This window comes from Shinella pollutisoli (assembly GCF_024609765.1).
GTDB lineage: Bacteria > Pseudomonadota > Alphaproteobacteria > Rhizobiales > Rhizobiaceae > Shinella > Shinella pollutisoli.
Genome location: NZ_JANFDG010000009.1, coordinates 67,237 through 90,430, shown reverse-complemented (window position 1 = coordinate 90,430; position 23,194 = coordinate 67,237). Strand labels below are relative to the sequence as shown.

The 23,194-nt window shown below is 71.0% G+C and carries 28 protein-coding genes; 21 read left to right on the top strand and 7 right to left on the bottom strand.

The features are described 5' to 3' along the window. Nucleotides 1-37: 37 nt before the first annotated feature. The 12 genes from NNZ72_RS09595 (at nt 38) to NNZ72_RS09540 (ending at nt 9,247) form a co-directional block, all read left to right on the top strand. A complete protein-coding gene (locus NNZ72_RS09595) occupies nt 38-271 on the top strand; it encodes an AbrB/MazE/SpoVT family DNA-binding domain-containing protein (protein WP_257315131.1) in 234 nt (77 codons plus the stop codon). A gap of 1 nt (nt 272) precedes the next feature. Next, nucleotides 273-677 carry a type II toxin-antitoxin system VapC family toxin gene (locus tag NNZ72_RS09590; protein ID WP_257315067.1) on the top strand — a complete coding sequence of 135 codons (405 nt, stop codon included), beginning with the start codon at nt 273-275 and terminating at the stop codon, nt 675-677. A gap of 146 nt (nt 678-823) precedes the next feature. Then, nucleotides 824-3,136, top strand: coding sequence for a putative monovalent cation/H+ antiporter subunit A (locus NNZ72_RS09585; protein ID WP_257315066.1), 2,313 nt, complete (start codon nt 824-826; stop codon nt 3,134-3,136). 244 nt (nt 3,137-3,380) lie between these two features. After that, a complete protein-coding gene (locus tag NNZ72_RS09580) occupies nt 3,381-3,800 on the top strand; it encodes a Na+/H+ antiporter subunit B (protein WP_257315065.1) in 420 nt (139 codons plus the stop codon). After that, complete coding sequence (locus NNZ72_RS09575; RefSeq protein WP_257315064.1) at nt 3,800-4,177, top strand: Na+/H+ antiporter subunit C; 378 nt, start codon at nt 3,800-3,802, stop codon at nt 4,175-4,177. Before NNZ72_RS09580 ends, NNZ72_RS09575 begins: the two co-directional genes overlap by 1 nt. Before the next feature lie 7 nt (nt 4,178-4,184). Beyond that, a complete protein-coding gene (locus NNZ72_RS09570) occupies nt 4,185-5,738 on the top strand; it encodes a Na+/H+ antiporter subunit D (protein ID WP_371747744.1) in 1,554 nt (517 codons plus the stop codon). Nucleotide 5,739: 1 nt separating this feature from the next. Further along, nucleotides 5,740-6,219, top strand: coding sequence for a Na+/H+ antiporter subunit E (locus tag NNZ72_RS09565; protein WP_257315062.1), 480 nt, complete (start codon nt 5,740-5,742; stop codon nt 6,217-6,219). Beyond that, nucleotides 6,219-6,563, top strand: coding sequence for a cation:proton antiporter (locus tag NNZ72_RS09560; RefSeq protein ID WP_257315061.1), 345 nt, complete (start codon nt 6,219-6,221; stop codon nt 6,561-6,563). The genes NNZ72_RS09565 and NNZ72_RS09560 overlap by 1 nt, the downstream gene beginning before the upstream one ends. After that, complete coding sequence (mnhG, locus tag NNZ72_RS09555) at nt 6,560-6,916, top strand: monovalent cation/H(+) antiporter subunit G (protein ID WP_257315060.1); 357 nt, start codon at nt 6,560-6,562, stop codon at nt 6,914-6,916. The genes NNZ72_RS09560 and mnhG overlap by 4 nt, the downstream gene beginning before the upstream one ends. 428 nt (nt 6,917-7,344) lie before the next feature. Beyond that, a complete protein-coding gene (locus NNZ72_RS09550; protein WP_257315059.1) occupies nt 7,345-7,779 on the top strand; it encodes a Ros/MucR family transcriptional regulator in 435 nt (144 codons plus the stop codon). Between the two features lie 243 nt (nt 7,780-8,022). Further along, complete coding sequence (locus NNZ72_RS09545; protein WP_257315058.1) at nt 8,023-8,463, top strand: helix-turn-helix domain-containing protein; 441 nt, start codon at nt 8,023-8,025, stop codon at nt 8,461-8,463. Further along, complete coding sequence (locus NNZ72_RS09540) at nt 8,456-9,247, top strand: DUF6456 domain-containing protein (RefSeq protein WP_257315057.1); 792 nt, start codon at nt 8,456-8,458, stop codon at nt 9,245-9,247. The genes NNZ72_RS09545 and NNZ72_RS09540 overlap by 8 nt, the downstream gene beginning before the upstream one ends. Nucleotides 9,248-9,250: 3 nt before the next feature. Here the strand turns inward: NNZ72_RS09540 and NNZ72_RS09535 are convergent, their stop codons facing one another. Together NNZ72_RS09535 and NNZ72_RS09530 are read right to left on the bottom strand one after the other, a co-directional pair. Beyond that, nucleotides 9,251-9,676 carry a SufE family protein gene (locus NNZ72_RS09535; protein ID WP_257315056.1) on the bottom strand — a complete coding sequence of 142 codons (426 nt, stop codon included), beginning with the start codon at nt 9,674-9,676 and terminating at the stop codon, nt 9,251-9,253. 160 nt (nt 9,677-9,836) lie between these two features. Further along, the gene (locus NNZ72_RS09530) at nt 9,837-10,235 is read right to left on the bottom strand and encodes a DUF5330 domain-containing protein (protein WP_257315055.1); all 399 of its coding nucleotides are present in this window, start codon (nt 10,233-10,235) and stop codon (nt 9,837-9,839) included. 532 nt (nt 10,236-10,767) lie between these two features. On the opposite strand from NNZ72_RS09530, the gene NNZ72_RS09525 reads away from it, so the two are divergent. The 4 genes from NNZ72_RS09525 (at nt 10,768) to NNZ72_RS09510 (ending at nt 13,725) form a co-directional block, all read left to right on the top strand. After that, nucleotides 10,768-12,264, top strand: a complete 1,497-nt coding sequence (locus NNZ72_RS09525) for a sensor histidine kinase (RefSeq protein WP_257315054.1) — start codon at nt 10,768-10,770, stop codon at nt 12,262-12,264. Beyond that, the gene (locus NNZ72_RS09520) at nt 12,236-12,922 is read left to right on the top strand and encodes a peptidoglycan-binding domain-containing protein (protein ID WP_257315053.1); all 687 of its coding nucleotides are present in this window, start codon (nt 12,236-12,238) and stop codon (nt 12,920-12,922) included. The genes NNZ72_RS09525 and NNZ72_RS09520 overlap by 29 nt, the downstream gene beginning before the upstream one ends. 15 nt (nt 12,923-12,937) lie before the next feature. Continuing rightward, nucleotides 12,938-13,315, top strand: coding sequence for a DUF1491 family protein (locus tag NNZ72_RS09515; protein WP_257315052.1), 378 nt, complete (start codon nt 12,938-12,940; stop codon nt 13,313-13,315). A 278-nt stretch (nt 13,316-13,593) separates the two neighbouring features. Beyond that, on the top strand, nt 13,594-13,725 hold the full coding sequence (locus NNZ72_RS09510; RefSeq protein ID WP_257315051.1) for a hypothetical protein: 132 nt from the start codon (nt 13,594-13,596) through the stop codon (nt 13,723-13,725). Nucleotides 13,726-13,735: 10 nt separating this feature from the next. Here NNZ72_RS09510 and NNZ72_RS09505 read toward each other — a convergent pair whose 3' ends face one another. Then, entirely contained in the window at nt 13,736-14,689 is a 954-nt protein-coding gene (locus NNZ72_RS09505; RefSeq protein ID WP_257315050.1) for a hypothetical protein, read from the bottom strand. Nucleotides 14,690-15,284: 595 nt separating this feature from the next. Between NNZ72_RS09505 and NNZ72_RS09500 the strand changes: the two genes are divergently transcribed. Then, entirely contained in the window at nt 15,285-15,479 is a 195-nt protein-coding gene (locus NNZ72_RS09500) for a hypothetical protein (RefSeq protein ID WP_257315049.1), read from the top strand. 125 nt (nt 15,480-15,604) lie between these two features. On the opposite strand, the gene NNZ72_RS09495 is transcribed toward NNZ72_RS09500, so the two are convergent. From NNZ72_RS09495 to NNZ72_RS09485, 3 genes are read right to left on the bottom strand one after another with little or no spacing between them, the layout of a single operon-like run. Then, nucleotides 15,605-16,153, bottom strand: coding sequence for a DUF1254 domain-containing protein (locus NNZ72_RS09495; protein ID WP_257315048.1), 549 nt, complete (start codon nt 16,151-16,153; stop codon nt 15,605-15,607). After that, complete coding sequence (locus tag NNZ72_RS09490) at nt 16,146-16,739, bottom strand: DUF1214 domain-containing protein (protein WP_257315047.1); 594 nt, start codon at nt 16,737-16,739, stop codon at nt 16,146-16,148. Before NNZ72_RS09490 ends, NNZ72_RS09495 begins: the two co-directional genes overlap by 8 nt. A gap of 29 nt (nt 16,740-16,768) precedes the next feature. Then, nucleotides 16,769-18,937: a transglycosylase domain-containing protein gene (locus NNZ72_RS09485; protein ID WP_257315046.1), complete on the bottom strand. Its 2,169-nt coding sequence runs from the start codon at nt 18,935-18,937 to the stop codon at nt 16,769-16,771. Nucleotides 18,938-19,092: 155 nt separating this feature from the next. Here NNZ72_RS09485 and NNZ72_RS09480 point away from each other — a divergent pair, with 155 nt between their 5' ends. Further along, nucleotides 19,093-19,569 carry a YcgN family cysteine cluster protein gene (locus NNZ72_RS09480; protein WP_257315130.1) on the top strand — a complete coding sequence of 159 codons (477 nt, stop codon included), beginning with the start codon at nt 19,093-19,095 and terminating at the stop codon, nt 19,567-19,569. Here NNZ72_RS09480 and NNZ72_RS09475 read toward each other — a convergent pair. Continuing rightward, nucleotides 19,521-19,877 (bottom strand): MmcQ/YjbR family DNA-binding protein, encoded by a 357-nt coding sequence (locus NNZ72_RS09475; protein ID WP_257315045.1) that lies wholly within the window; start codon nt 19,875-19,877, stop codon nt 19,521-19,523. The genes NNZ72_RS09480 and NNZ72_RS09475 overlap by 49 nt on opposite strands. A gap of 248 nt (nt 19,878-20,125) precedes the next feature. Between NNZ72_RS09475 and NNZ72_RS09470 the strand changes: the two genes are divergently transcribed. The 3 genes from NNZ72_RS09470 to NNZ72_RS09460 all read left to right on the top strand — a co-directional run bounded on the left by NNZ72_RS09470 (nt 20,126) and on the right by NNZ72_RS09460 (nt 23,153). Next, nucleotides 20,126-20,725: a hypothetical protein gene (locus NNZ72_RS09470; protein ID WP_257315044.1), complete on the top strand. Its 600-nt coding sequence runs from the start codon at nt 20,126-20,128 to the stop codon at nt 20,723-20,725. 73 nt (nt 20,726-20,798) lie between these two features. Further along, the gene (locus NNZ72_RS09465) at nt 20,799-22,361 is read left to right on the top strand and encodes a DNA-packaging protein (RefSeq protein WP_257315043.1); all 1,563 of its coding nucleotides are present in this window, start codon (nt 20,799-20,801) and stop codon (nt 22,359-22,361) included. Nucleotides 22,362-22,532: 171 nt separating this feature from the next. Next, complete coding sequence (locus tag NNZ72_RS09460) at nt 22,533-23,153, top strand: lysozyme family protein (protein WP_257315042.1); 621 nt, start codon at nt 22,533-22,535, stop codon at nt 23,151-23,153. Nucleotides 23,154-23,194 lie beyond the last annotated feature (41 nt).

The window sequence follows — 23,194 nt, the reverse complement described above, 5'->3', positions numbered from 1 at the left end:
TAATACCGTGATGAAACGAGGTAATACCGGACAGGCGATGCGCACGACGGTCACCAGCAAGGGCCAGGTCACGATCCCGAAGGCCGTCCGCGAGCTTCTCGGCATTCGGCCCGGCAGCAAGGTCGAGTTCCGCCGGCGGCAGGACGGCAGCGTCGTTCTCGTGCCGGCGGAAGGCAAGCGGCCGGAAAGCCGCTTTTGCCGGCTTCGGGGCCACGCCGGCGCCGGCATGACGACGGAGGAGATCATGGCGCTGACGCGCGGCGAGGAATGAGATGTTCCTCGTCGACACGAACGTGCTCCTCGATCTCGTGACGGAAGACCCGGTCTGGGCCGACTGGTCGCAGGCGACGTTGGAAGCGGCGTCGTTCGACGGCCCGCTTGCCATAAACGACGTCGTCTATGCCGAGCTTTCGGTGCGTTATCGCGACATCGCCGATCTGGATGCGATGCTGGCGGCGGCCGAGCTCCTGCACCTGCCGACGCCCAGGCCCGCCCTCTTCCTCGCCGGCAAGGCCTTCCAGGCCTACCGGAAGTCGGGCGGCGGCCGGACGGGGGTGCTTCCGGATTTCTTCATCGGCGCCCATGCTGCCGTTTCCGGCCTGACGCTGATCACCCGCGACGTGGAGCGCTACCGCACCTACTTCCCGAAGGTCGCCTTGATCGCGCCCGGGGCCTAGGCACGAAAAAGCCGCCCGCCTGCTCTTCAAGGGTGGCGATTTCGGCGCGGCCGACGTAGAACCGGCTCACTGAGAGAAACGGACGGGCGAAGCCCGCAGGCGGGAGGGACGGGCATGGGTGCATGCGGCGACGGGGCGCTGACGGGATGGCATTGACGTTCGCCGCCCTCTGCCTGCCGTTCCTGGCCGCGCTCGCCGCCCCGGCGCTGACGCGCCTGCTCGGGCATCGGGCCGCCTGGCCGCTGGCGCTGGTGCCGCTCGCGGTCTTCCTGCATTTCCTCGGCTTCGGCGCGGAGATCGCCCGCGGCGAGGTCGTCACCGGCGGCTATGCCTGGGTGCCGGCCTACAACCTCTCCTTCTCCTGGTTCCTCGACGGCCTGTCGCTGACCTTCCTGCTCCTGATCTCCGGCATCGGCGCGCTCGTCGTGCTCTATGCCGGCGGCTACCTGAGGGGCCATCCGCAGCAGGGCCGGTTCTTCGCCTTCCTCCTGCTCTTCATGGGGGCGATGCTCGGCCTCGTCGCCGCCGACAGCTTCCTGATGCTCTTCGTCTACTGGGAGCTGACCTCGATCGCCTCCTTCCTGCTGATCGGCTTCGACCACGGCCGGGAGGCGGCACGCCGGGCGGCGCTGCAGGCGCTGGTGGTGACGGGCGGCGGCGGGCTGTTCCTGCTCGCCGGCCTGCTGATCCTCTGGAACGTCACCGGCCTCACCCAGTTCTCGCTGCTCCTGTCCTTCGGCGAGGAGGTGCGGGCGAGCCCCTTCTATCTCGCCATGCTCTTCCTCGTCCTCGGCGGCGCCTTCACCAAGTCGGCGCAGTTCCCCTTCCATGTCTGGCTGCCGAACGCCATGGAGGCGCCGACCCCGGTCTCGGCCTACCTGCATTCGGCGACCATGGTGAAGGCCGGCGTCTACCTCTTGATGCGGCTCAGCCCGGTGATGGGCGGCACGCCGGCCTGGGAGACGATCCTGCCGGCCTGCGGCGGGCTGACGCTCGTCGTCGGCGCCGTGCTGGCGATCCGCGAGACCGACCTCAAGCGGATGCTCGCCCAGACGACGGTCGCCTCGCTCGGCCTGCTCGTGCTCCTGACGGGCTTCGGCTCGGAACGGGCCGCGGCGGCGGCAGCGCTCTATCTCGTCGCCCACGCGCTCTTCAAGGGCGCGCTCTTCATGCTGGCCGGCATCCTCGACCACGAGACCGGCACGCGCGACCTCACGCGGCTCGGCGGGCTCGCCGCCGCCATGCCCGTCACCTTCGCCGCGACGCTCGCCGCCGCGGCCTCCATGGCCGGCCTGCCGCCCTTCCTCGGCTTCCTCGGCAAGGAGGAGGTCTATGCCGCGCTTGCGGGCGGCAGCCCGCGCGCCGTCGTCTTCACCGCCGCGGCGCTCGCCGGCAACGGCCTGATGGTCGCCGTCGCCCTGGCGCTCGCGCTGAAGCCCTTCCTCGGCCCGCGGGTCGAGACGCCGCGGCGGCCGCACGAGGCGCCGCTCCTGCTTTCCCTCGGCCCGGCGCTGCTGGCGCTCGCCGGGCTTGCGGCCGGCCTCTTCTCCGGCGCCTTCCATGCGATGCTGACGTCGCCGCTCGCCTCCGCCATCGCCGGCCGGCCGGAGACGGTCACGGCCGCGCCGGTGCCGCATGCCGGCCTGCCGCTCGCGCTCTCCGCCGCCACGCTTGCCCTCGGCCTCATCGTCTACCGGCTGCTCGGCCGCGCGCGCGGGGCCGCCGACCGGCTCGTCGAGGACATCGGCTGGGGACCGGACCGGGGGTTCGACCAGGCGATGCGCGGCCTCGTCCGCGTCTCGACCGCCGTTACGCGCGCCATCCAGCCGGGCCGCCTGGAGGTCTACATGACGGCGACCTTCGCCGTGCTGGCGCTGGCGCTCCTCGTGCCGCCGGCCGTCTACGGCGAATGGCCGGCGCTGCCGCTCTGGCCGGCGGGCGTGCCGCTGCACGAGCTCGCCGTGATGGCGCTCGCCGTCGCCGGCGTCGGCGCGGTGCTTTCGGCGAGGACCCGGCTCGCCGCGATCCTCGCGCTCGGCATCCAGGGGTTCTGCGTCGCCGTGATCTTCCTGCTGTTCGGCGCGCCGGACCTCGCCTTCACCCAGTTCATGGTCGAGACGCTGTCGGTCGTCATCCTCGCGCTGGCGATGACGCGGCTGAGACTCGAGCCGCGCGACCACCGGCCGCTGCGCGAGGCGCTTCCCGATGCCGCCATCGCCGTCGCCTGCGGCCTCGGCGTCGCCCTCTACCTGCTGAGGATCGTGCAGGGCCGCTTCGACACGGCGCTCACCGATTTCTTCAACCTCTATTCCCGGACCGTCGCCCACGGCGCCAACGTGGTGAACGTCATCATCGTCGATTTCCGCGGCACCGACACGCTGGGCGAGATCACCGTCGTCATGGTCGCTGGGCTGGCGATCCTGTCCCTGATCCGCATCCGCAAGGGGAGGGGGACGTGAAGCTCACCGGTTGCCGCTCCCGCCCTCCGGCCTGCCGGCCATCTCCCCCGCGAGGTGGCGGCATTGTCCGGGCTCGACGTCCGGGCCGGGCGGGACGGCCCTCCGTCCACTCTCCCCGCTTGCGGGGAAGATGGCCGGCAGGCCGGAGCGGGGCAAGCCAGGGCCGCCGTTCCGTTCGCGGCATCGCTGCGGCCCGCCGCTTCGCGCCGATCCTGCCCGCATGGGAAACGGCGGGGCCCCGCCCATGAGCACCCTCATCCTGCGCACCGTCGCCCCCTTCCTCACGGCGCTGATGCTCCTGTTCTCCGTCTTCGTGCTGCTGCGCGGCCACAACGAGCCGGGCGGCGGCTTCATCGGCGGGCTGATCGCGGCCTCCGCCTTCGCCGTCCACGGCATCGCCAACGGTGTGGCCGCCGTGCGCAGGGCGCTGCGGTTCCATCCGATGGCGGTCTCGGCCTTCGGCCTCGTGCTCGCCTGCCTCGCCGGCCTGCTGTCGGTCGTTTTCGCCGTGCCGTTCATGACGGGGCTGTGGATCGAGCCGACCGTCCTCGGCGTCACGGTGCCGCTGTCGAGCGTCATGCTGTTCGATACCGGCGTCTACCTCGTTGTCGTGGGGGCGATCACCTCGGTGGCGCTGGCGCTGGAAGAAAGGGACGGGGACTGATGGAACTCCTCTTCGTCCTCCTCGTCGCCGTCTTCTTCGCCGCCGCCGTCTACCTGATGCTGTCGAAGGCGCTGGTGCGCATGCTTCTCGGCACGGTGCTGCTCGCCAATGCCGTCAACCTGCTTCTCTTCGCGAGCGGCCGGGTGCTGCGCGCGGTGCCGCCGATCATCCCGGCCGGCCGCGACGTGCCGGCCGCGCTCACCGCCAACCCGCTGCCGCAGGCCCTCATCCTGACGGCGATCGTCATCTCGTTCTCCTTCTTCGCCTTCCTGCTGGTGCTCGTCTACCGCGCCTGGCAGGACCTCGGCACGGACGTCGCCAACGAGATGCGCATCGCCGAGCCGGAGGACGAGCCGGCCCCGCCCGCCGGCTACTGACGTGGGAATGCCTCCGACCATGGCCGCAACGCAAGCCGATCTCTCCGCAGCCCTCGTGCTCACGCCGGTCCCGCCGGCCGACTGGCTGGTCGTGCTGCCGGTGGCGCTGCCGCTTCTGGCCGGCGCGGTGCTGACGATGCTGCGCAGGTCCGTCCGCCTGCAGGCGGCGCTCGCCGTCCCCGTGCTGGCGCTCGTCGTCCTCCTCGACGCGCTCCTGCTCGCCCATGTCCACGGAAACGGGCCGGTGACCATGGTGATGGGCCGCTGGCTGCCGCCCTTCGGCATCGCCTTCACCGCCGATCTTGCCGGCGTGCTCTTCGCGCTCGCCGCGGCGGTGGTGGCGCTTGCAGGCTCCGTCCACGCGCTCGCCGACATCGGCGACGGCGAGCGGCGCTACGGCTTCTATCCCTTCCTGCTGCTGCTCGTGGCCGGCGTCACCGGCGCCTTCCTCACCGGCGACGTCTTCAACCTCTACGTCTGGTTCGAGGTGCTGCTGATCTCCTCCTTCGGCCTGATCGTCCTCGGCTCCGAGGCGCGGCAGATCGACGGGGCGATCAGATACGCCTTCCTCAACCTCGTCGCCACGACGCTGTTCCTCGTCGCCACCGGCTATCTCTACGGCCTGTTCGGCACGCTCAACATGGCCGACATCGCCGTGAAGGCCGCCGAGCGCCGCGCCGACCTGCCGACGATGACGCTCGCCGCCCTCTATCTCCTCGCCTTCGGCATGAAGGCCGCCGCCTTCCCCGTGCATTTCTGGCTGCCCGCCTCCTACCACACGCCGCGCGTCACCGTCTCGGCGCTGTTCGCCGGCCTGCTGACGAAGGTCGGCGTCTATGCGCTCCTGCGCACGCTCGTCATGCTGTTTCCGGTCGAGCGGGAGGAGCTGAGCTTCGTCATCGCGCTTGCCGGTGCCGCGACCATGCTCGTCGGCGCGCTCGGCGCGCTCGGCCAGAGCGACATCCGCCGGCTGCTCGGCTACACGGTGGTCTCCGGCATCGGCGTGATGCTCTCGGGCCTCGCGCTCGGCAGCCCCGGCGGCGTCGGCGGGGCGATCTTCTATGCGCTCCATTCGATGGTGGTCATGACCGCGCTCTACATGGCGGCGGGGCTCGCGGGGCGGCTTTCCGGCACCTTCGACCTCAACCGGCTCGGCGGCCTCCATGCCCGTTCGGCGTTTTTCTCCGGCCTGTCGCTCGTGCTCGTCTTCGCCGTCTCCGGCCTGCCGCCCTTCTCCGGCTTCTGGCCGAAGGTGATGGTGACGAAGGCGGCGCTCGACATCGGCGCCTGGTGGCTGGCGGCGGCGATCCTCGCGTCCGGCTTCCTCACCACCATCGCCTTCGCCCGCCTCTTCCTGCTCGCCTGGTGGCGCCCGGCGGAGGGGGATCTGCCGGCGGTGGAGATGCCGGCCGGCGCGCTTCTCCCGCTCGCCCTGCTCGCGGTGCTGGCACTCTGGTTCGGCTTGTTCCCGGACGCCCTGCTGTCGGCCGTGCAGTCGGCGGCGCAGGGGCTTGCCGATCCGTCCGCCTATGTCCGTTCCGTCTTCCCGGAGGTGAACTGAGATGCGGCGTCTCCTCGCCCCCGCCGTCCTGGCGCTCGCCTGGGCCGCCGTCACCGGCAGCTTCGCCTGGCCCAACCTCGTCCTCGGCCTGGCGGTCGCCGCCCTCGCGCTCTTCTTCGTCCGCGGCCATGCGCGCGCCGGCGCCCGGCCGGCGGCGGTGCGGCCGGGCCGGCTCCTGTCGCTCCTCGCGCTCTTCGTGAAGGAACTGGCGCTGTCGGCTTGGCGGGTGGCGGTGCTGGTAGCGCGCCCGCGCATGGTGCTGAGGCCCGGCATCTTCGCCTTCCCGCTGACGGTGACGAGCGACTTCGAGATCGCGCTGCTCGCCAATCTCATCACGCTCACGCCCGGCACGCTGTCGGTGGACGTGTCGGAGGACCGCCGCGTCCTCTACGTCCACGCCCTCGACTGCTCCGACCCCGCCGGCGCCCGGCGCGGCATCGCCGAGGGCTTCGAGCGGAAGATCATGGAGGCCTTCCGCTGATGGACGCCGGGACGATCCTCTCCGCCGCCACCGGGCTCGCGCTCCTGCTGATGTGCGCCGCCTTCTTCCTCACGGCCTGGCGGGTGGTGCGCGGGCCGACGCTGCCGGACCGGATCGTCGCGCTCGACATGCTGGTGGCGACCGCCATCGGCTTCATCGCCGTCGTCGCCATCCGCACCGGCTTCGCGCTCTACATCGACATCGCCATCGCGCTCGGCCTCGTCGGCTTCCTCGCGACCGCGGCGCTGGCGCGCTTCGTGGCAAGCCGCGGCCTGCCCGGGGGCGAGGAGGAGGAGGCGCCGCCGGAACCGACGCGGCGGCGGCCGGGGAGGGCGCGGCGATGACCGTCCTCCTCGCGCTCGCCACCGCCGTCCTGGTCGTCACGGGCGGCGTCTTCACGCTGCTCGCCGCCGTCGGCGTCGTCCGCCTGCCGGACGTCTACACGCGCATGCACGCCGCCTCCAAGGCGGGCACGGTCGGCTCCGGCCTGATGCTGCTGGCGGCGGGCCTGCATTCGCTCGAGGGCGCGGTGCTGGCCCGGGCGGTGGCGGGGGTCGCCTTCTTCCTGCTGACCGCGCCGGTCGCCGCCCACCTCGTCGCCCGGGCGGCGCACAGGGCGGGCTACCGGCCGACGCGCCTCACCGTGCTCGACGAGATGGCCGAGGCGCGGCGGCGGGCGGAACGCAATCGTCCTTAACGGTTCATTTACGGTACCGTCCATAAAACTCAAGTTTCGAGCGGTCTTCCGTGCGGTTGCTTCACGTGCTCGAAGCTGTGACGCATTTTCTGCAAAATAATATTGGACTTTGCTTGGAAGGATGATATCCAAAATACAAGTAATGTCCGGATGCCGGGTTATTTCACCGCGATTCTCTTGTTAAGGTTGAGCTCATGCGGAACTCCGAGTTGAGTGATACATGACCAGGCAAGAACTTTTCTGCAAGGCGGCAGTCGCGGCCATGAGCAACCATGCCGGCATGCAATCCCGGTGTCGTCGCGCGGGGCCGGTTTTCGTGCCGGACCTCGCGGCAATGCACGACGGCGGGCCGGCTTTACCTCGATGATGCGCAAACCGGCCGGCGACGCGACGTTCCGGCCTCTTCCCTGTCCTATAGGAGTAGAAAAATGAACGAGACATCCGCCGTTGCGGGCTCCAATCTTCTGGTCGAACTCACCGCCGATATCGTCGCCGCCTATGTGGGCAACCATGTCGTGCCGGTCGCCGAGCTTCCGGGCCTGATCGCCGATGTCCATGCCGCGCTGAACAACACGACCCAGCCCGCCGCCGCCGTCGAGGCGCCGGCCGTCACCGAGAAGCCGAAGCCGCCGGTGCCGGTGAAGAAGTCCGTGCAGAACGACTACATCATCTGCCTGGAGGACGGCCAGAAGTTCAAGTCGCTGAAGCGCCACCTGATGACCCACTACAACATGACGCCGGAAGAATACCGCGAGAAGTGGGACCTGCCGGCCGACTACCCGATGGTCGCCCCGGCCTATGCCGAGGCCCGCTCGCGCCTCGCCAAGGAAATGGGCCTCGGCCAGCGCCGCAAGAGCAAGTAGGAACGCCGGCGCCCGGCGCCGCCGCACGACCGACGCGAGGGCCGGGCTCGGGGAGCGCCGGCCCTTTTTCGCGCCCGCATGTCCCCGCTCTCCCCGCCGATTTGCGGAAAATATACCTAGAAGCGGGGATGCGGGGAGCGGTTTTCCAAGCGAATCCAACGGCGGATTCGGCGCCGGCGCTTCCCTAATCCCCGCGTCTGCCGTAGGGTGTATGAATAAATTCCTATCAACGGAGTGACTGTCATGCACCAGCGCCTTGTCCCCGTCGGGCCGTCCGACATTCCTCTTCCGCTCTCGGCCGTGCGCGGTGCGCCGGAGACGAAATCCGCGGCCGGCGAGCGCGCGGCGCTGCGGCTCTCCTGCCCGCCGGTGCCGCCGCGCGTCGCCTGCGCCATCGTCCTCGAGGTCGCCGCGCTCGTCGCCGAGGCGCCGCCGCGCCGGCGCGACGGCCGCCGCCAGGCCTGCCATTTCCGCCAGATCGCCATGTATGTCTGCCACGTCGTGCTGCGCCTGTCGCTCTCCGACATCGGGCTCGCCTTCGGCCGCGACCGCACGACGGCGGGCCATGCCTGCAACGTCGTCGAGGACCGGCGCGACGACGCGGCCTTCGACGCCTTCGTCGCCGGGATCGAGCGCGTCGTGCTCGCCGTGTTCGGTCCGGCGGAGGCGGACGGCGATGCGTGAGGCGAGCGCGACGGCACGGCTCCTGCGCTTCCTGCTCGCGGCCACGGATCCCGTCCGCGCGGAGGCGGACGGCCTCGTCGCGGCGGACGGCCGCCGGCACGCGGCCGCGCCCGGGGTCCTCGACGAGGCGGTCCGCCTCGGCCTCGTCCGCCGCTCCGCCGCGGGCCTTGCCGCCGCGCCCGAGGCGCGCGCCTGGCTGAAGCGCCGCCTCGCCGGCGGCGGCGACGCCTTCGCCGGCCAGCACCGCGCGCTCGACGACGTCGCGCTGCCGGGCGGCGGCGGCCGCGAGCGGGCCTGCGTCAACCGGCTCGAATCGCCGCTGTCGGCCCTTGCGCGGCTGAAGGAGAAGTCGGGCGAGGCCTGGCTGCCCGGGGAGGCGATCGCCGCCGGCGAGCGGCTGCACGCCGATTTCATGCGCGCCGGCCTGCAGCCGCGCCTGACGATGCGCTGGGAGCCGCGCCTTGCCGGCCGGCAGAAGGGCGAGGCGGGGGCTGCGCGCGAGATCGCCGACACCGCGGTCGCGGCGAGGCTGCGCGTCGCCCGCGCCGTCGCGGCGATCGGCCCGGAGCTCTCCGGCGTCGCCCTCGACGTCTGCTGCTTCATGAAGGGTCTGGAGACGGTGGAGCGCGAGCGCCAGTGGCCGGCCCGCTCCGCCAAGCTGATGCTGCGCGCCGCGCTGATGGCGCTTTCGCGCCACTACGCCCCGCCGCCCGCCCGTGCGCGCGCCCACGCCTGGGGCGCGGAGGGCTACCGGCCGGACGCCTCGGGCATCGGCGGCGGGTGAGGGCTACGCCGCCGCGCCCGCGTGCGTCGCCGCTTCCTCGCGGATGCGCCGCACCATGGAGCGCAGGCCGTTGGCGCGCTGCGAGGAGAGGTGCTCGACGAGGCCGATGGCGTTGAACGTGTCGAGCGCGTCGAGGGCGGCGATCTCCGAGGCGGGCTTGCCGGAATAGATGGCGAGCACGATGGCGACGAGGCCGCGCACGATATGCGCGTCCGAATCGCCCTCGAAGGTCAGCACCGGGTCGGCGCCCGCGCCGGCGTGGCTGACGAGCCAGACCTGGCTGGCGCAGCCCTGCACCTTGTTCTCCGCCGTGCGCTTCTCCTCCGGCAGCTCCGGCAGGTCCTTGCCGAGCTCGATGACGTAGCGGTAGCGGTCCTCCCAGTCGTCGAGGAAGGCGAAGTCGTCGATGATGCGGGCAAGCGGGGTCATGGTCGGTCCAATCCGTTTCGGCCCTGATATAGGCGAGACGCCCGTCGATTTGAACCACAAACCGCGCGCCCGGCAGAAAGAAACGCCGCCGGGAACGGGTCCGGGCGGCGGTTGCAGGGCAACGAGTCGGGCAGGCGTGAACGAAGGAAGAGGGGAGGCTCTATCCCTTGCGGTCGGGACGGCGGGTCGGGATGGCGACGGTGCCGGTGACGACCGTGTCGGCCTCCTCGGCCGCCTCCGGCAGCGGCTGGTCGAGCGCGGCGGTCTGCGCCGGGGCCTCTTCGGCGAATTGCGTGTCGAGGAACTGGTAGGCGATGCGCGCACCCTCGCGGGCCCGGTGGCCGAGCGCCACGAAGGTCTCCGCCCCCTTCTGGCAGACGTCCGGCTTTTCCAGGCACATGGCGGTCACGTAGCCGATCGCCTCGCTCGCGGCGCTGAAGGTGTCGCCGATCTCCACGCTCGGGCCCTTTTCCAGCTTCGCGGAGGAATCCGCGTCGATGAAGGGGAGCAGCACCAGAACCAGCGAGAACCAGAACGTTCCCTTGATCAGAAACCACATCGCTTGCCACCTCTTGTTCTGAGCGCAGGCCCGGACGCCGAACCGCTTCGTGCTTTCGCCGGGACTGCCTGTCGGTCCTTCGCGAACCGTTGATGCGAGACTAGGGCGCGGATGGAAATTCCCCTTTGCGGGAATCGTTCGGGTTTTGCCCAGATTTGATTAAAATGCGTCGGATCGGCCTTTGAACGGCATTTGAGGCGGATTTTAGCGATCGCCGTTAAGGATGATGGCGGGGGGCCGAAGCGGCGGCGCCCGGTTTGCCGGAAAGGGGCGGCGGGGCCGCCTGCCCAAGAGGTTAACGCGAACAGGAAAATGCCGCAAAATGAGGCGCTTACCGGCCATTAACCACGCTTGGCGAATGCCGCGCCGATTGCCCCGAAATGGGACTTTTCGCCCCTTTGCGGGCGCTGCGGGGCGCCCGCGTTTATTCTTTCCTTAAGTCGCCGGTGCGATTTTGGGACCCGCAAATCAAGACAAAAAAGATCGACGGCAGGGTTTCGCGTTGCGCCAGTTCAACACCATCGCTGACAGAATGGCAGCCCGCCTGGGCGCCGTTGCCGGCGGTGCGTCGGAACGCCCGGGCGAGGCGCGCCCGGCCGCGCATCTGCGCGCGGCGGCGCTCACCCTTCTTGCCGGCGTGCCCGGCCTGCCGCTCGCCCTTTCCGCCGTCATGCCCGCCTCCGCCGCGCTGCCGGCCGGCGTGGCGCTCGCCGGGGCTGGCGCGCTTCTCGCCGCCGCCGCGTCCGCCTGGCGCCCCGCCCCGCCCGCGCCCGCGCGCGTGCCGGAAAGGACGGCCGATGCCCCGGCGGAGGCGTTCGCCTCGCCCTACGACCTCTTCGCCGGCCTCGTGACGCTGCACGACGCGCGCGGCTTCGTCACCGCCGTGCACGGGCGCGACCGGGCCGACCTCGCCGGCTGGATGCGCGATCCCATGGGCCGCGGCTATCTCGACCAGATCCACGTCTCCGACCGCATCCCGTTCCTCGCGGCGATCGACCGGCTGCGCCAGGGCGGCGAGCGCGAGACGGTGGACGTGCGCATCGACCGGCCGCGCGCCCGGCCGGACGCCGAGCAGTTCGTGCACATGCGCGTCGACATGACGGCGCTCAGGGCTCCCGACGGCGCGCTTCTTTCCGTCGTCGCCCAGTCGCGCGACGTCTCCGAGGAGGCGCGGCTGCGCAGCGAGACGGTGCTGCGCGCCGCCGAGGCCGAATCGGCCAACGATGCCAAGACCCGCTTCCTCGCCGCCGTCAGCCACGAGCTGCGCACGCCGCTCAACGCGATCCTCGGCTTCTCCGACATCCTCTCGGGCGAGTATTTCGGCAAGCTGGAGAACGACCGCCAGCGCGAATACGTCGCCCTGATCCACCATTCCGGCAGCCACCTGCTCTCGGTGGTCAACACCATGCTCGACGTCTCGAAGATCGAGGCCGGCCGCTACGAGCTCCTGCCCGAGCCCTTCATCGTCGCCGACAGCGTCAGGGCCTGCGAGCAGATGCTCGGCCTGCAGGCGCGCGACAAGGGCGTGACGCTGACGAGCCGCGTGCCGCGCGCCGTCGGCGAGGCGGTGGCCGACCAGCGGGCGATCCAGCAGATCCTCATCAACCTCGTCGGCAACGCCATAAAGTTCACCGACCGCGGCGGCGTCGTCACCATCGACGCGGCGCGGGAAGGCCGCGACCTGCTGCTCGTCGTCTCCGACACCGGCATCGGCATCCCCGCCGACAAGCTCGACGCGATCGGCCAGCCCTTCATGCAGGTGCAGAACGAATATACCCGCAAGTACGAGGGCACCGGCCTCGGCCTCTCGCTGGTCAAGGGCCTCGTGGCGCTGCACGGCGGCAGCTTCTCGATCCGCAGCCGGCCGGGCGAGGGCACGGTGATCGCCGTCAGGGTGCCCGCCGACGGCTCGGGCATCGCCGGCGAGGCGGACATGCCGGCGGCGGCGATGGTCGATTTCCCGCCGAAGCTGACGGCGGCAGACGACAGGAACGGACACGATGAACGCGCGCGCCAGAAGACAGCCTGAGAAGCGGCCGGCCGCCCGGTCCGCCCGCGGCCGGGCCGCCGCGCCCGCCCGCCCCAGCCTGGCGCTCGCCGGGCTCCTCGCGCTCGGCCGGCTCCTCGCCCGCCATCCCTCCGCCGTCGGCGGGGCGACCGCCTTCGCCGTCGTCTTCTCCTTCGTCGCGGCCAATGCGCTCTGGTACCAGCCGGGCGGCCATCCCGCACCCTTCCTGAAGACCCGCGGCAGCGACAACTCGCTGGGCTTCACCGCCACCAAGCCGAAGCCCGAGGACGTGACGACCTTCGTCATCGAGCGCGCCGACGAGGACGCCGAGCTGCCGGAGGTGGCCGAGGTCACGCCCGCCGAGCGGCCCTTCGACGAGGTCGCCGCCCGCGGCGCGCCGGCGGGCGGGGAGGCCGACCCGATCGCCGCCGCCATCCTCGAGGCCGAGGCCGACCCGGCGGTCACCTCCGCCGTCGCGCGCCCGGCGCCGAGCGACCTCGTCATGAAGATCCAGAAGGGCCTGAGCAACATCGCCTATGCCGACATCGTCGTCGACGGGCTCGCCGGCGAGAAGACCCGCACCGCCATCCGCCATTTCGAGAAGCACTACCGCCTGCCGGTGACGGGCGAGCCGAACGAGCGGGTGCTCGCCAAGCTCAAGGATATCGGCGCGCTCTAGCGCCGTGCGCCGCCCGTGACGACGCGCCTCCGCTCCGCCGTCTTCGTCGCCGCCCTCGTCCGCCGCGTTTTTTCGCGCGGCGATTTCGCGGCCGTCGAGGTCAAGGGCGCGGAGGAGGCGGGGGCGATCTTCGTGCGCCAGATCTTTCGCGACGGGCGCGAGAGCCTGCATGCGCCCGCACCGCAGAGCCTGCTTGCGCCGGAGGACCGCGACAGCCGGCTGTTCGAGACCCGGCTCGACCGGGCGGACGCCGCGACGGTGGCGGAGGCCATCGCCCGCGAACGCCGCTTCGACGGGGATCTGTGGGTGGTGGCGGTCGAGGCGGACGAGATCGGGGATATTATCCCGTTTGCGGGCGGGGAGCCGGAGGACGACGGGTTCTTCCGGCGGTGATTGTGCCGTCGCCACCCCCCTCTGCCCTGCCGGGCATCTCCCCCTCAAGGCGGGAGATTGGATGGAGCGCCGTTTCGCTCATCTTGGACGGTGCAATTCGAGCGAGGGTTTCACGTCTTGCCAATCTCCCCCCTTGAGGGGGAGATGGCCGGCAGGCCGGAGGGGGGTAGCGCAGCAAAGTCGTCCCTGTTCCGGCGGGAACACCCGCCGCGACGCCAGCATGCGAGAAGAAGGCCACGCGGGCGGAGCGGCCCGCGGACCAACCCTGGAGAACCCCCATGTTCGTCGTGCTGCCTGCCCTTGCGCTGCTGATTTCGGGAATGTTCGTCGCGACCATGCTGGCGGCGCTCGCCGCCGAGCGGCGGGAAGGGGCGGCCGGGAGCACGGCCGTCAGGCGCCCGGTCCTCTGAGCGGCGTGTTTCAGCCGGCGGCGCGGCCGCGGCGGGCGTCCGTGGCCGGCGCGCCGTCGCCGTTGGCGGCCTCCGGCAGGTCGCCGCCGTTGGTGTAGCGGTCGGCGCGCTGCCAGCTTCGCACCCGCTCGACGGCGCTTTCCGGATCGAGCGCGGCGACGAGCGCCCCGGCGGCGCCCGCCGTCATGTGCGGATAGACCTTCGACAGGACGAAGCGGCTGTCCGCCCGGTCGAGCCCGAGCGCCAGCAGCGTCTCGGCGAGCTGCTGGCCGGAGAGGTCGAGAAGGATGCGCTCCGACAGCCACTGGCTGGCGCCGAGCGCGTCGGCGAGCGCCACGGCGAGCATGCCGGTCTCGCCGGCGCGCGCGAAGCGCACGAGCAGCGCCCGGTGGAGCTCGCTTGCCGGCGCGAGCGGCGCCGGCGCCGCGTCGCGGACGGGACCCATGGCGCGCACCAGCGCGCGCAGCTCGTCGCGCACGGCCTCCTCGCGCGCCGTGCGCTCCGCGTCCTGGCGGACATCCTCGCGCTCCGCGCCGGTCTGCCGGCTGGCGTGATCCTGGTGGCGGCCGACGAGGGCCTCCACGACGGCGGGCGACAGCGCCTCGCGCCCGGCGATGGCGCGCGCGTGCTCAGGTCCCGTCGCATCGAGGACGGCGAGCAGCGTGCGGTCGCTGACGGCCCTGGAGACGGTGAGGAAGATCGCGGCGATGCCGACCGGCTGCGTGCCGATGAAGAGGGCGGTCCGCTCGGGGACCTGCGGGCAGCGCGAGAGGGCCGCGACCGCCTGCCGGCGCGCGTCCTCCGTCGAGGCGGCATAGAGCGGCTCGAACAGCTCGGCGAACTGGCCGAGGTCGGCGCGTGAGGGGAAGCGCAGGCTCTCGAAGCTGGAGACCGTGGCCATCAGCACGATATCCTTCGGCCGCCCCGATTGCGGCCTTTCCAGTTCGCGAAACCTGTCCGCCACGAAACACCTGTCGTCCCCGGACCCGCCGCCCCAGGCCGGCCCTCGTGATGATGGATGGGAAGGAGAAACCCGTATGTCCTTGCAAGAAGGACGTTTTTCACGCTCTTCCCGGCCGCCGCCTTTCGGGCGGAGCGGGTGCCAGCATAGGGCCGTCATGATTAACGGACGGTGAAGGTCCGTGAGGAAAGGCTGAAATTGCGCGCGGCATGCAGGCCCTGTGCCGTCGGGAACAGCGCCGGAGCGCGGATGCATCTAGGCTTAACAGTGTGTTAACCGCATGGTCGCTAAAATTCGCGAGGCCGGTCGGTTCGTCCGCTTCTTCGGGCGTGCTATGATTCGGCCGGGCCGGCGGAGGGGAAAGTCCCGCTCCGCCGCGGGAAAGGTGCGATGTTCCGGATACCGGACGGCGCCCATCGCGTTCCCTTCGGGAACCGGGCGAGGCCGATCGCCGTTTTCCATCCGACCGCGGCGACAGGGTGACACCGAACTCACGTCGCGGCCGGGTGACGGACCGGATGCACCGGCCTGCGCAAAGCGGGCAGGGTGAGATTGTAGGAGTACTTCATCCGTCTCGATTCTTCTTTTGGAGGCGAGAATGGCAGACGTAGTACGATTGGAGGAGTGGCGCGCGCGAGGCCCGCAACGCGAGACCGTGCGCCGCGAGGCTCCGGCCCAGGTTCTTCTCTTCACCGGCGTTCGCTACGAGCGTCTGACGCCGGCGATGCTGGCCGCGCGCGCCAAGGCGGCCGCGGCACAGCGCGGCGGGCCGGATTCGGCGCGCAGCTCCTGACGGCCGACGCGCGGAGCGCACCGGGCTGGCTCCCCGCGGGGCCGGCGCGTCGAATGCCGCCGCGAGCCGCGGCGGCCGACAGTTCCGATTGCTCCCCGGTGTCGGTCCTGCCCTGACGGCGGCGGTCAGCCGGGCGCGAAGATCTCGCAGCTCGCGTCGGCGAGGAAGGCGGTGGCCGATTCCAGGTAGCTTGCGGCCGGCACGAAGGTGCGCAGGACCGCATAGCCCTCCAGCCCGCGCATCTCTACGAGGATCGCCCGCTCCAGCTCCGGCGGCACCGCCTTGCGGATGCCGATCAGCTGGATCGGGGTCGCGACCAGCGTGTCGAGCGCGCCCGTCACCGAGGTGCGGTCGTTCATGCTGAACACCTCGTTCGAGGCGCTGTCGTAGACGGCGAGCGACCAGAAGGGCACGTCGCCCTCGGCGAAGAGGCGGATCGGCCCGTTTTCCAAAGAGAAGGCGCAGACGGCCGTGCGGATCGCCGGGTCGTCGTTGACGGGGGCGATGTCGACGCTCGAATTGGCGAGCGGGAAGAAGCGGTTCGTCTCGCCGAAGGTCTGCACCCGCGTATAGGCGTCGCGGCCGGTGAAGCTCGGCAGCGACAGGATGATGACGATGTGCAGCAGGGCCGCGCCGATGAGGCCGACGGCGACGGCGTAGAGGAGGCTACGCATCGGCGCAGCCCAGCCGGACGATGCCGGGCATGGCGAGGTCGATGACGCCGGAGCTGCCGGCCGTCGGCGTGTCGAGCAGCGTCATGACCAGGAGGAAGGCGCCGCGCCCCTCGGGGATGGCGAGCCAGTTGCCAGGTGCCGCGCCGGAGGCGATGTCGATGACGAAGCTGCCGTCCGGCCTGCGCAGCACCGACCAGGCGTTGAGGCCCTCGGGCAGGTCCGGCCGGCCCGCCGCGAGCGCGTTGCCCTCCCGGTCGGCGGCGTGCAGCGTCCACAGCCGCGCGGGCGGCGTGATGCCCTCGATGCGGTAGCGGCACTGGCGCACGAGGTTGCGGCCGTCGCTGTCGGTGGCGGCGGTGAAGGCGAGGCCCTCGGCGCCGCCGAAAAGCAGCCGGCCGTCGCGGGCGCGGTGCGCCTTGGCATAGGGGTCGGCGTCGATCGTCTGCGCGGCCGGGAAGGCCGTCCAGGGGCCGAGCGCGATGGCGCCGAAGCCGACCGTCGCCCTGAGCGCCCAGACCGAGCCGACCACGCCGAGACCGAAGGCGATGGCAAGGGCCAAGGCGATGACGAGGGGGATGCGGAACAATGCGGTCCACCGTTGGAATCAGGTTGGCGTCACTCTGTCCGCTTCGCGTCCGCCGCGTCAAGCGCGGCGACCCGGCCGTCGCCCTTGAGCGGCTTGGCCTCGTTGAAGCGGCGGGCGATGTCGCGCAGCAGCTTCGTCACCTCCGCCGACAGCGAGCGCGGTCGCACGAGGCGCGGCAGCGCGCCGTCCTCGTCCTTGTGCGCGACGGCGGTCGCCTTCGCACCGTCCGGCAGCGGATCGTCGATGCCGGGGATGGCGCGGAGCTCGATGCCCTGGTGGGCATAGTCCATCAGCCGCTTGAAGGTCATCGCCGGCAGCGAGCCGCCGGTCATGTTGTTGGTCGAGGTGTAGTCGTCGTTGCCGAACCAGACGGCGGTCGTGTAGTTGCCGGTGAAGCCGACGTACCAGGCGTCGCGATAGGCCTGGGTCGTGCCGGTCTTGCCGCCCGAGACGATGCCGCCGTCGAGCGCGCCGCGCCGCGCCGTGCCGCTCACCGGGATGGTGACGAGGATGCGGTTCATCGAGGAGAGCGCCGCCTCCGACAGCACGCGTTTCGCCGGCGGCTCGTCGCGGTTGAAGTCGTAGAGGATGTCGCCGTCGTAGTTCATGATCTGGCTGATGCCGTGGCGGCGCGACTGGAGGCCGCCGGCGGGGAAGATCGCGTAGGCGGTCGCCTGGTCGAGCACGGTCACCTCGGAGGTGCCGAGCGGCATGGTCTTGTCGGTGCGGATCGGCGTCTCGACGCCCATCGCCTTCGCCATCTCGGCGATCCGCGGCGTGCCGAGCTTCTCCTTGGCGAGGCGCACGGGGACGGTGTTGATCGATTTGGCGAGCGCCGTCATCAGCGTCATGCGGCCGGCATAGCTGCGGCCGTAGTTCTGCGGCGACCAGCCGCCCCAGCTGATCGGCGCGTCGACGATCGTCGTCTCCGGCGTCATGCCGGATTCCATCGCGGCCGAATAGGTATAGACTTTGAAGGAGGAGCCCGGCTGGCGCAGCGCCCGCGTGGCGCGGTTGAACTGGCTCTCGCCGTAGTCGCGGCCGCCGACCATGGCGCGCACCGCCCCGCCGTTCTCCACCATCACCAGCGCGCCCTGCTTGACGCGGTAGCTGTCGCCGTACTGGCGAAGGCCGCTTTCGACGGCCTCCTCGGCCGCCGCCTGCAGGCCCATGTCGATGGTGGTGCGGACCACCAGCGAATGCTGGGCGAAGGGCCTGGCGATGCGCTGGACCTCCTCGAAGGCCCAGTCGAGGAAGAAGTCGGGCGCAGTCTTCTCGTTGCGGTCGATGACGCTCGCCGGATTGCGCCGCGCGGCGATCACCTGGCCCTCGGTCATCAGCCCGCCCTGGACGAGGTTGGTCAGCACCTCGTTGGCCCGCGCGCGGGCGGCCGGCAGGTTGACGTGCGGCGCGTAGCGGGCCGGCGCCTTGAAGAGGCCGGCGAGCATGGCGGATTCGGCGAGGTTGACGTCGGTGACGGCCTTGCCGAAATAGAACTGCGCGGCCGCCGCCACGCCGAAGGTGCCGCCGCCCATGTAGGCGCGGTCGAGATAGAGGCGCAGGATCTCCTTCTTGGAGAGGTTCGCCTCCAGCCACAGCGCCAGGAACGCCTCCTTGATCTTGCGCTCGATGGTGCGCTCGTTGGAGAGGAACAGGTTCTTGGCGAGCTGCTGGGTGAGGGTGGAGCCGCCCTGCACGACGCCGCCGGCGCGCGCGTTCTCGTTCATGGCGCGGGCGAGGCCGAGGAAGTCGATGCCGAAATGGCTGAAGAAGCGCCGGTCCTCGGTCGCCAGCACCGCCTTGATCAGGTGGTCCGGCAGTTCGTCGATCGGCACGGAATCCTCGTGGATGATGCCGCGGTGGCCGATCTCGTTGCCGTAGCGGTCGAGGAAGGTGACGGCGAAGTCGCCGTGGGCGCGCCAGTTGCCCTTGGTCTCCTCGAAGGCGGGAAGCGCCAGCGCGAGCAGCAGCACGAAGCCGGCCGCGCCGAGGTTCATGCCCTCGCCGGCGACCTCGAAGACCGCCTTCTTCCACCCCTTGGCGTGGAAGCGGCGGGAGAAGATGGTGATCTCCTCCCAGATCTCGGCCGCGCGGAAACCGGCGTTCCAGATGGTCGAATCGATCCAGCTGTCGATGCGCAGCAGGATGTGCCGCTTGCGGCGGCGGGGTTTGACCGGCTTCGGGCTCTCGTCTTCCACGTCGTCTGCCTGCTGTTGATGAGCGCGGCGTGAGCCTGCCCTTTTCCGGTTAACGTCCGGTGACGGCCGGGTATTCTTCAAGGATAGCAGGCTTCGCGGCGATAGAGAACGGGCTTGACCTTTGCGGCGGACGGGTCCAGGGGTCGGGCATGACGATGCGGAAAACCGAGGACCTGCCGTTCTGGAAGACGAAGACGCTCGCCGAGATGTCCGACGCGGAGTGGGAGAGCCTCTGCGACGGCTGCGGGCTCTGCTGTCTCAACAAGCTGGAGGACTGGGACACGGGCGAGATCGTCTGGACCTCGGTCCGCTGCATTCTGCTCGACGGGGAAAGCTGTCGCTGCAAGGACTACGAGAACCGGCAGGCGACCGTGCCCGACTGCATCCGCCTGACGGTGGAGAGCGTGCAGACGATTTCCTGGCTGCCGCCGACCTGCGGCTATCGCCTGATCCGCGACGGCCACGACCTCTACTGGTGGCATCCGCTCGTCTCCGGCGACCCCGAGACCGTGCACCAGGCCGGCATCTCCGCGCGCGGGCGCACCGTCAGCGAGGAGGGCATCGACATCGAGGACTACGAGGACTACCTCGTGACCTGGCCGCTGGAAGTGGGCGACAAGGAAGAGGTGTAGGCCTTGGGCGCGACGTTGCGCCAGGCGGTCTCGACGAGGCCGCGCACCGTGTCCGCCTGCGCGCCGTCGAAATAGAGCGAGGTCCAGCCTCTGGCACCCCAGCCGCCGGGCACCGCCGCACAGAGCCCGGGCTCCGTCGCCAGCGCCATCGCCTGCTGGCCGGGCGTCAGCTTCACCACCGCGCGGCCGGCCTGCGGCAGCGACATGAAGATCCGCTCGCCCACCCGGAAGTCGCGCTTCCCGAAATGGGCGTTCTCGCAGGCGCCGGGCAGGCCGAGCGCCATATCGGCGAGGTCCTCCGAGGTCATGGCGAAAACCTAGTACGGAACGGCGGCGGCCGGAAGAAAACGCATGGTCTAGGAAAATAGTCCTTGACGGCGTGACGGTCCTTTGCTAGGGTTACGGCATGGTCGGAAAGGTGCGGGTGGCGAGATCGCCCCGAGCCTTCCGGAGGCTGAGAGGCCGGGCATATCCGCCCGCGGCCGGCCGGCCGACAGGACATTTTGGCAGGCGCCCGTTCGGCTGGACGGGCGCCTTTTCCGTTTCGGGTGCGGCGATGGAAATCGATCTGAGGCTTTTCGGGGTGGCGGCGGAGCCGGCGGGCTATGACGGGCTTGCGGCGCGGCGGGACGTGTTCGCGGACCGCGCCGCGCCGGTGCTCGACACCAAGGCGGAGGCCGCGGCCGATCCGCTCGGCGACATGCAGGGCATGCTGGTCGAGATGACCAAGGAGCTGCGCGAGCGCTTCCAGCGCTTCCAGAGCCAGAAGGTCTCGGCCGAGCGGGCCGCGGAGGACGCCGGCGACGAGGCGGCGCGCAAGCTCGCCCAGGCCGACGCCAAGGCGGCGATCGAGGCGGTCTCGCTGATCGTGCGCACGCTGGAGAAGATCGACAGCCTGCAGCGCGCGCTCGTCGCCGAACGCATCGCCGCCGAGGAGGCGGCGGGCGGGCCGGACGATCTCGACGCGCTGGCGGCGGAATTCGAGCGGCTGGTCGAGGAAAAGGTTGCGGAGCGGATGAATGCGCGGATCGCCGAGGGGCAGGAACGGGAAGGCGGGGCGGTCGCGGAAGAATGGGCAGGGGGACCGCTGTGTCGTCCACCCCCCTCTGGCCTGCCGGCCATCTCCCCCTCAAAGGGGGAGATCGGCAGGACGTGAGAACCTTGCTCAAACCACAGCGTTTGCGATGGGCGAGACGGCGCTCCACCTGATCTCCCCCCTCGAGGGGGAGATGGCCGGCAGGCCAGAGGGGGGCAAGACGGGCCGTGCGCTGCGGCGCATGGTGAAGAATCTCGCCCTCAAGGCCGATGCGATCATGACGGAGGCGGCCGGCGGGATGCGGAAGATCGGGGAACGGCGCGGGCTCGCGGCCTTCAGGGCCGAGGCGGACGCGGTCGGGGCGGGGCTCGGCGGATCGGATGATGCGGGTGCCCCCAACGCGGCCGGCGCGGCGGAGAGACGGCCGCGGCGGGACGAAGGGGGTGCGGCGGACGGAACGGCGGTATCGCCGCCGCCCTCCAGCCCCTTGTCCGGCGCTTCGGGTCCCCGGGAGAAGGGGAGCGGCCTGCCCGCCTTTCCCTCCTGGCGGGCGGCGCGGGACTGGCGGTTCACGGCGCGCGACGCGCAGCGGCCGCCGCCGGGCGACTGGCGGGTCTGGCTGCTGATGGGCGGGCGCGGCTCGGGCAAGACGCGGGCCGGCGCCGAATGGGTGCATGCGCTCGCCATGGCGCGGCCGAGGATCCGCATCGCGCTGGTGGCCGAGACGCTCGGCGACGCGCGCGAGGTGATGATCGACGGCGTCTCCGGCATCTGCCGGATCGCCGGGCGCGGCCGGCCGGACTTCGAGGCCTCGCGCCGGCGGCTCGTCTGGCCGAACGGCGCGATCGGGCAGATCTTCTCCTCCGAGGACCCGGAGAGCCTGCGCGGGCCGCAGTTCCACCTCGCCTGGTGCGACGAGCTGGGTAAATGGAAGCACGCGCAGGAGACCTGGGACATGCTGCAGTTCGGCCTGCGCCTCGGCGACGATCCGCGCGTGCTGGTGACGACGACGCCGCGGCCGGTGCCGCTGCTGAGGACGCTTGCCGCCGATCCGGCGACGGCGGTGCGGCGCATCCGCACCGAGGACAATGCGGGCCATCTCTCGCCGGGCTTCCTTGCCGCCATGGCGGCGCGCTACGGCGGCACGCGGCTCGGGCGGCAGGAGCTCGACGGCGAGCTGATCGCCGACCGCGAGGACGCGCTGTGGAACCGGGCACGGCTGGAGGCGGTGCGGCTGCGCCAGCCGGGGCCGCTCTCGCGCATCGTCGTGGCGGTCGATCCGCCGGCGACGGCGTCGGCGGCCTCCGTCTGCGGCATCGTCGCGGCGGGGCTCGACGCGACGGGCAGGGCGGTGGTGCTCGCCGACTGCTCGGTGACGGGCGCCTCGCCCGCCGGCTGGGCGGGCGCCGTGGTGCGCGCCTTCCGCCGCTTCGACGCCGACCGGGTCGTCGCCGAGGTGAACCAGGGCGGCGACATGGTGACGGCCATGCTCCGCAGCATCGACGCCGACCTGCCGGTGACGACGGTCCGGGCGACGCGCGGGAAGTTCCTGCGGGCCGAGCCGGTGGCGGCCCTCTACGAGCAGGGGCGGGTGGCGCATGCCGCCGCCTTCCCGGAGCTGGAGGACCAGATGTGCGACTTCGGCCCCGACGGCCTTTCCGCCGGCCGCTCGCCGGACCGGCTCGACGCGCTCGTCTGGGCGCTGACGGCGCTCGTCCTCGACCGGCAGGGCGAGCCGCGGGTGAGGGGCATGTGAGAGCACGCCCTGCGTGCTTCAGGAGAAAATACATTTTTTACGTGCATTCTCGTCCGCTCTGTGGTTGAGTAAGGCGGACCTTGCAGACAGTTCAGCGACTGCCGACGGACGCGCCGCCGCGCGCGCCCGGCTGCGTCCGCACGACCGCGGCACCAACGGGAGGATGGGGAAATGGCGATCAACAGGAAATTCTTCTTCGACCAGGTTCGCAATCGCCTGTTCGACGGCGGTCTTCGGCGCGGGCAGGTCGACGGCCTGACGGCGATCCTCGACCGCTGGGAAGGCACGATACCGGGGGCGGACGACCGCTGGCTCGCCTACATGCTGGGCACCGCCCACCACGAGACCGGCCGGACGATGCAGGCGGTGCGCGAGACCTTCGCGCCGACCGACGACCGGGCGATCGCCATCCTGGAGCGGGCCTTCGCCGCCGGCCGGCTCGCCTGGGTGCGCACGCCCTACTGGCGCAAGGACGAGGAGGGGCGGAGCTGGCTCGGGCGCGGGCTGGTGCAGCTCACCCACAAGACGAACTACGAGACGATGGCGCGGGAGACGGGGATCGACCTCCTCGGCCACCCCGAGCGGGCGATGGAGCTCGACGTCGCCGTCACCGTGATGTTCACGGGCATGATCAAGGGCAGCTTCACCGGCCGCAAGCTCGCCGACTACTTCTCGCCGTCGAAGGAGGAGTGGAAGCCGGCGCGGCGCATCATCAACGGCCTCGAACGGGCCGAGCTCGTCGCCAGCTACGCCAAGGCCTATTACGGCGCGATCAGCTACACGACCGAATGAACCTCGCGCGGCCGGACGGATCGCCCGGCGCCGCGCGAACC

What these genes read in the sequence shown, in the direction of transcription:
- NNZ72_RS09595 (WP_257315131.1), top strand. Translation starts at nt 38, where the DNA reads ATGCGCACGACGGTCACCAGCAAGGGCCAGGTCACGATCCCGAAGGCC.
- NNZ72_RS09590 (WP_257315067.1), top strand. Translation starts at nt 273, where the DNA reads ATGTTCCTCGTCGACACGAACGTGCTCCTCGATCTCGTGACGGAAGAC.
- NNZ72_RS09585 (WP_257315066.1), top strand. Translation starts at nt 824, where the DNA reads ATGGCATTGACGTTCGCCGCCCTCTGCCTGCCGTTCCTGGCCGCGCTC.
- NNZ72_RS09580 (WP_257315065.1), top strand. Translation starts at nt 3,381, where the DNA reads ATGAGCACCCTCATCCTGCGCACCGTCGCCCCCTTCCTCACGGCGCTG.
- NNZ72_RS09575 (WP_257315064.1), top strand. Translation starts at nt 3,800, where the DNA reads ATGGAACTCCTCTTCGTCCTCCTCGTCGCCGTCTTCTTCGCCGCCGCC.
- NNZ72_RS09570 (WP_371747744.1), top strand. Translation starts at nt 4,185, where the DNA reads ATGCCTCCGACCATGGCCGCAACGCAAGCCGATCTCTCCGCAGCCCTC.
- NNZ72_RS09565 (WP_257315062.1), top strand. Translation starts at nt 5,740, where the DNA reads ATGCGGCGTCTCCTCGCCCCCGCCGTCCTGGCGCTCGCCTGGGCCGCC.
- NNZ72_RS09560 (WP_257315061.1), top strand. Translation starts at nt 6,219, where the DNA reads ATGGACGCCGGGACGATCCTCTCCGCCGCCACCGGGCTCGCGCTCCTG.
- mnhG (WP_257315060.1), top strand. Translation starts at nt 6,560, where the DNA reads ATGACCGTCCTCCTCGCGCTCGCCACCGCCGTCCTGGTCGTCACGGGC.
- NNZ72_RS09550 (WP_257315059.1), top strand. Translation starts at nt 7,345, where the DNA reads ATGAACGAGACATCCGCCGTTGCGGGCTCCAATCTTCTGGTCGAACTC.
- NNZ72_RS09545 (WP_257315058.1), top strand. Translation starts at nt 8,023, where the DNA reads ATGCACCAGCGCCTTGTCCCCGTCGGGCCGTCCGACATTCCTCTTCCG.
- NNZ72_RS09540 (WP_257315057.1), top strand. Translation starts at nt 8,456, where the DNA reads ATGCGTGAGGCGAGCGCGACGGCACGGCTCCTGCGCTTCCTGCTCGCG.
- NNZ72_RS09535 (WP_257315056.1), bottom strand. Translation starts at nt 9,676, where the DNA reads ATGACCCCGCTTGCCCGCATCATCGACGACTTCGCCTTCCTCGACGAC.
- NNZ72_RS09530 (WP_257315055.1), bottom strand. Translation starts at nt 10,235, where the DNA reads ATGTGGTTTCTGATCAAGGGAACGTTCTGGTTCTCGCTGGTTCTGGTG.
- NNZ72_RS09525 (WP_257315054.1), top strand. Translation starts at nt 10,768, where the DNA reads ATGGCAGCCCGCCTGGGCGCCGTTGCCGGCGGTGCGTCGGAACGCCCG.
- NNZ72_RS09520 (WP_257315053.1), top strand. Translation starts at nt 12,236, where the DNA reads ATGAACGCGCGCGCCAGAAGACAGCCTGAGAAGCGGCCGGCCGCCCGG.
- NNZ72_RS09510 (WP_257315051.1), top strand. Translation starts at nt 13,594, where the DNA reads ATGTTCGTCGTGCTGCCTGCCCTTGCGCTGCTGATTTCGGGAATGTTC.
- NNZ72_RS09500 (WP_257315049.1), top strand. Translation starts at nt 15,285, where the DNA reads ATGGCAGACGTAGTACGATTGGAGGAGTGGCGCGCGCGAGGCCCGCAA.
- NNZ72_RS09495 (WP_257315048.1), bottom strand. Translation starts at nt 16,153, where the DNA reads ATGCGTAGCCTCCTCTACGCCGTCGCCGTCGGCCTCATCGGCGCGGCC.
- NNZ72_RS09480 (WP_257315130.1), top strand. Translation starts at nt 19,093, where the DNA reads ATGCGGAAAACCGAGGACCTGCCGTTCTGGAAGACGAAGACGCTCGCC.
- NNZ72_RS09475 (WP_257315045.1), bottom strand. Translation starts at nt 19,877, where the DNA reads ATGACCTCGGAGGACCTCGCCGATATGGCGCTCGGCCTGCCCGGCGCC.
- NNZ72_RS09470 (WP_257315044.1), top strand. Translation starts at nt 20,126, where the DNA reads ATGGAAATCGATCTGAGGCTTTTCGGGGTGGCGGCGGAGCCGGCGGGC.
- NNZ72_RS09465 (WP_257315043.1), top strand. Translation starts at nt 20,799, where the DNA reads ATGGCCGGCAGGCCAGAGGGGGGCAAGACGGGCCGTGCGCTGCGGCGC.
- NNZ72_RS09460 (WP_257315042.1), top strand. Translation starts at nt 22,533, where the DNA reads ATGGCGATCAACAGGAAATTCTTCTTCGACCAGGTTCGCAATCGCCTG.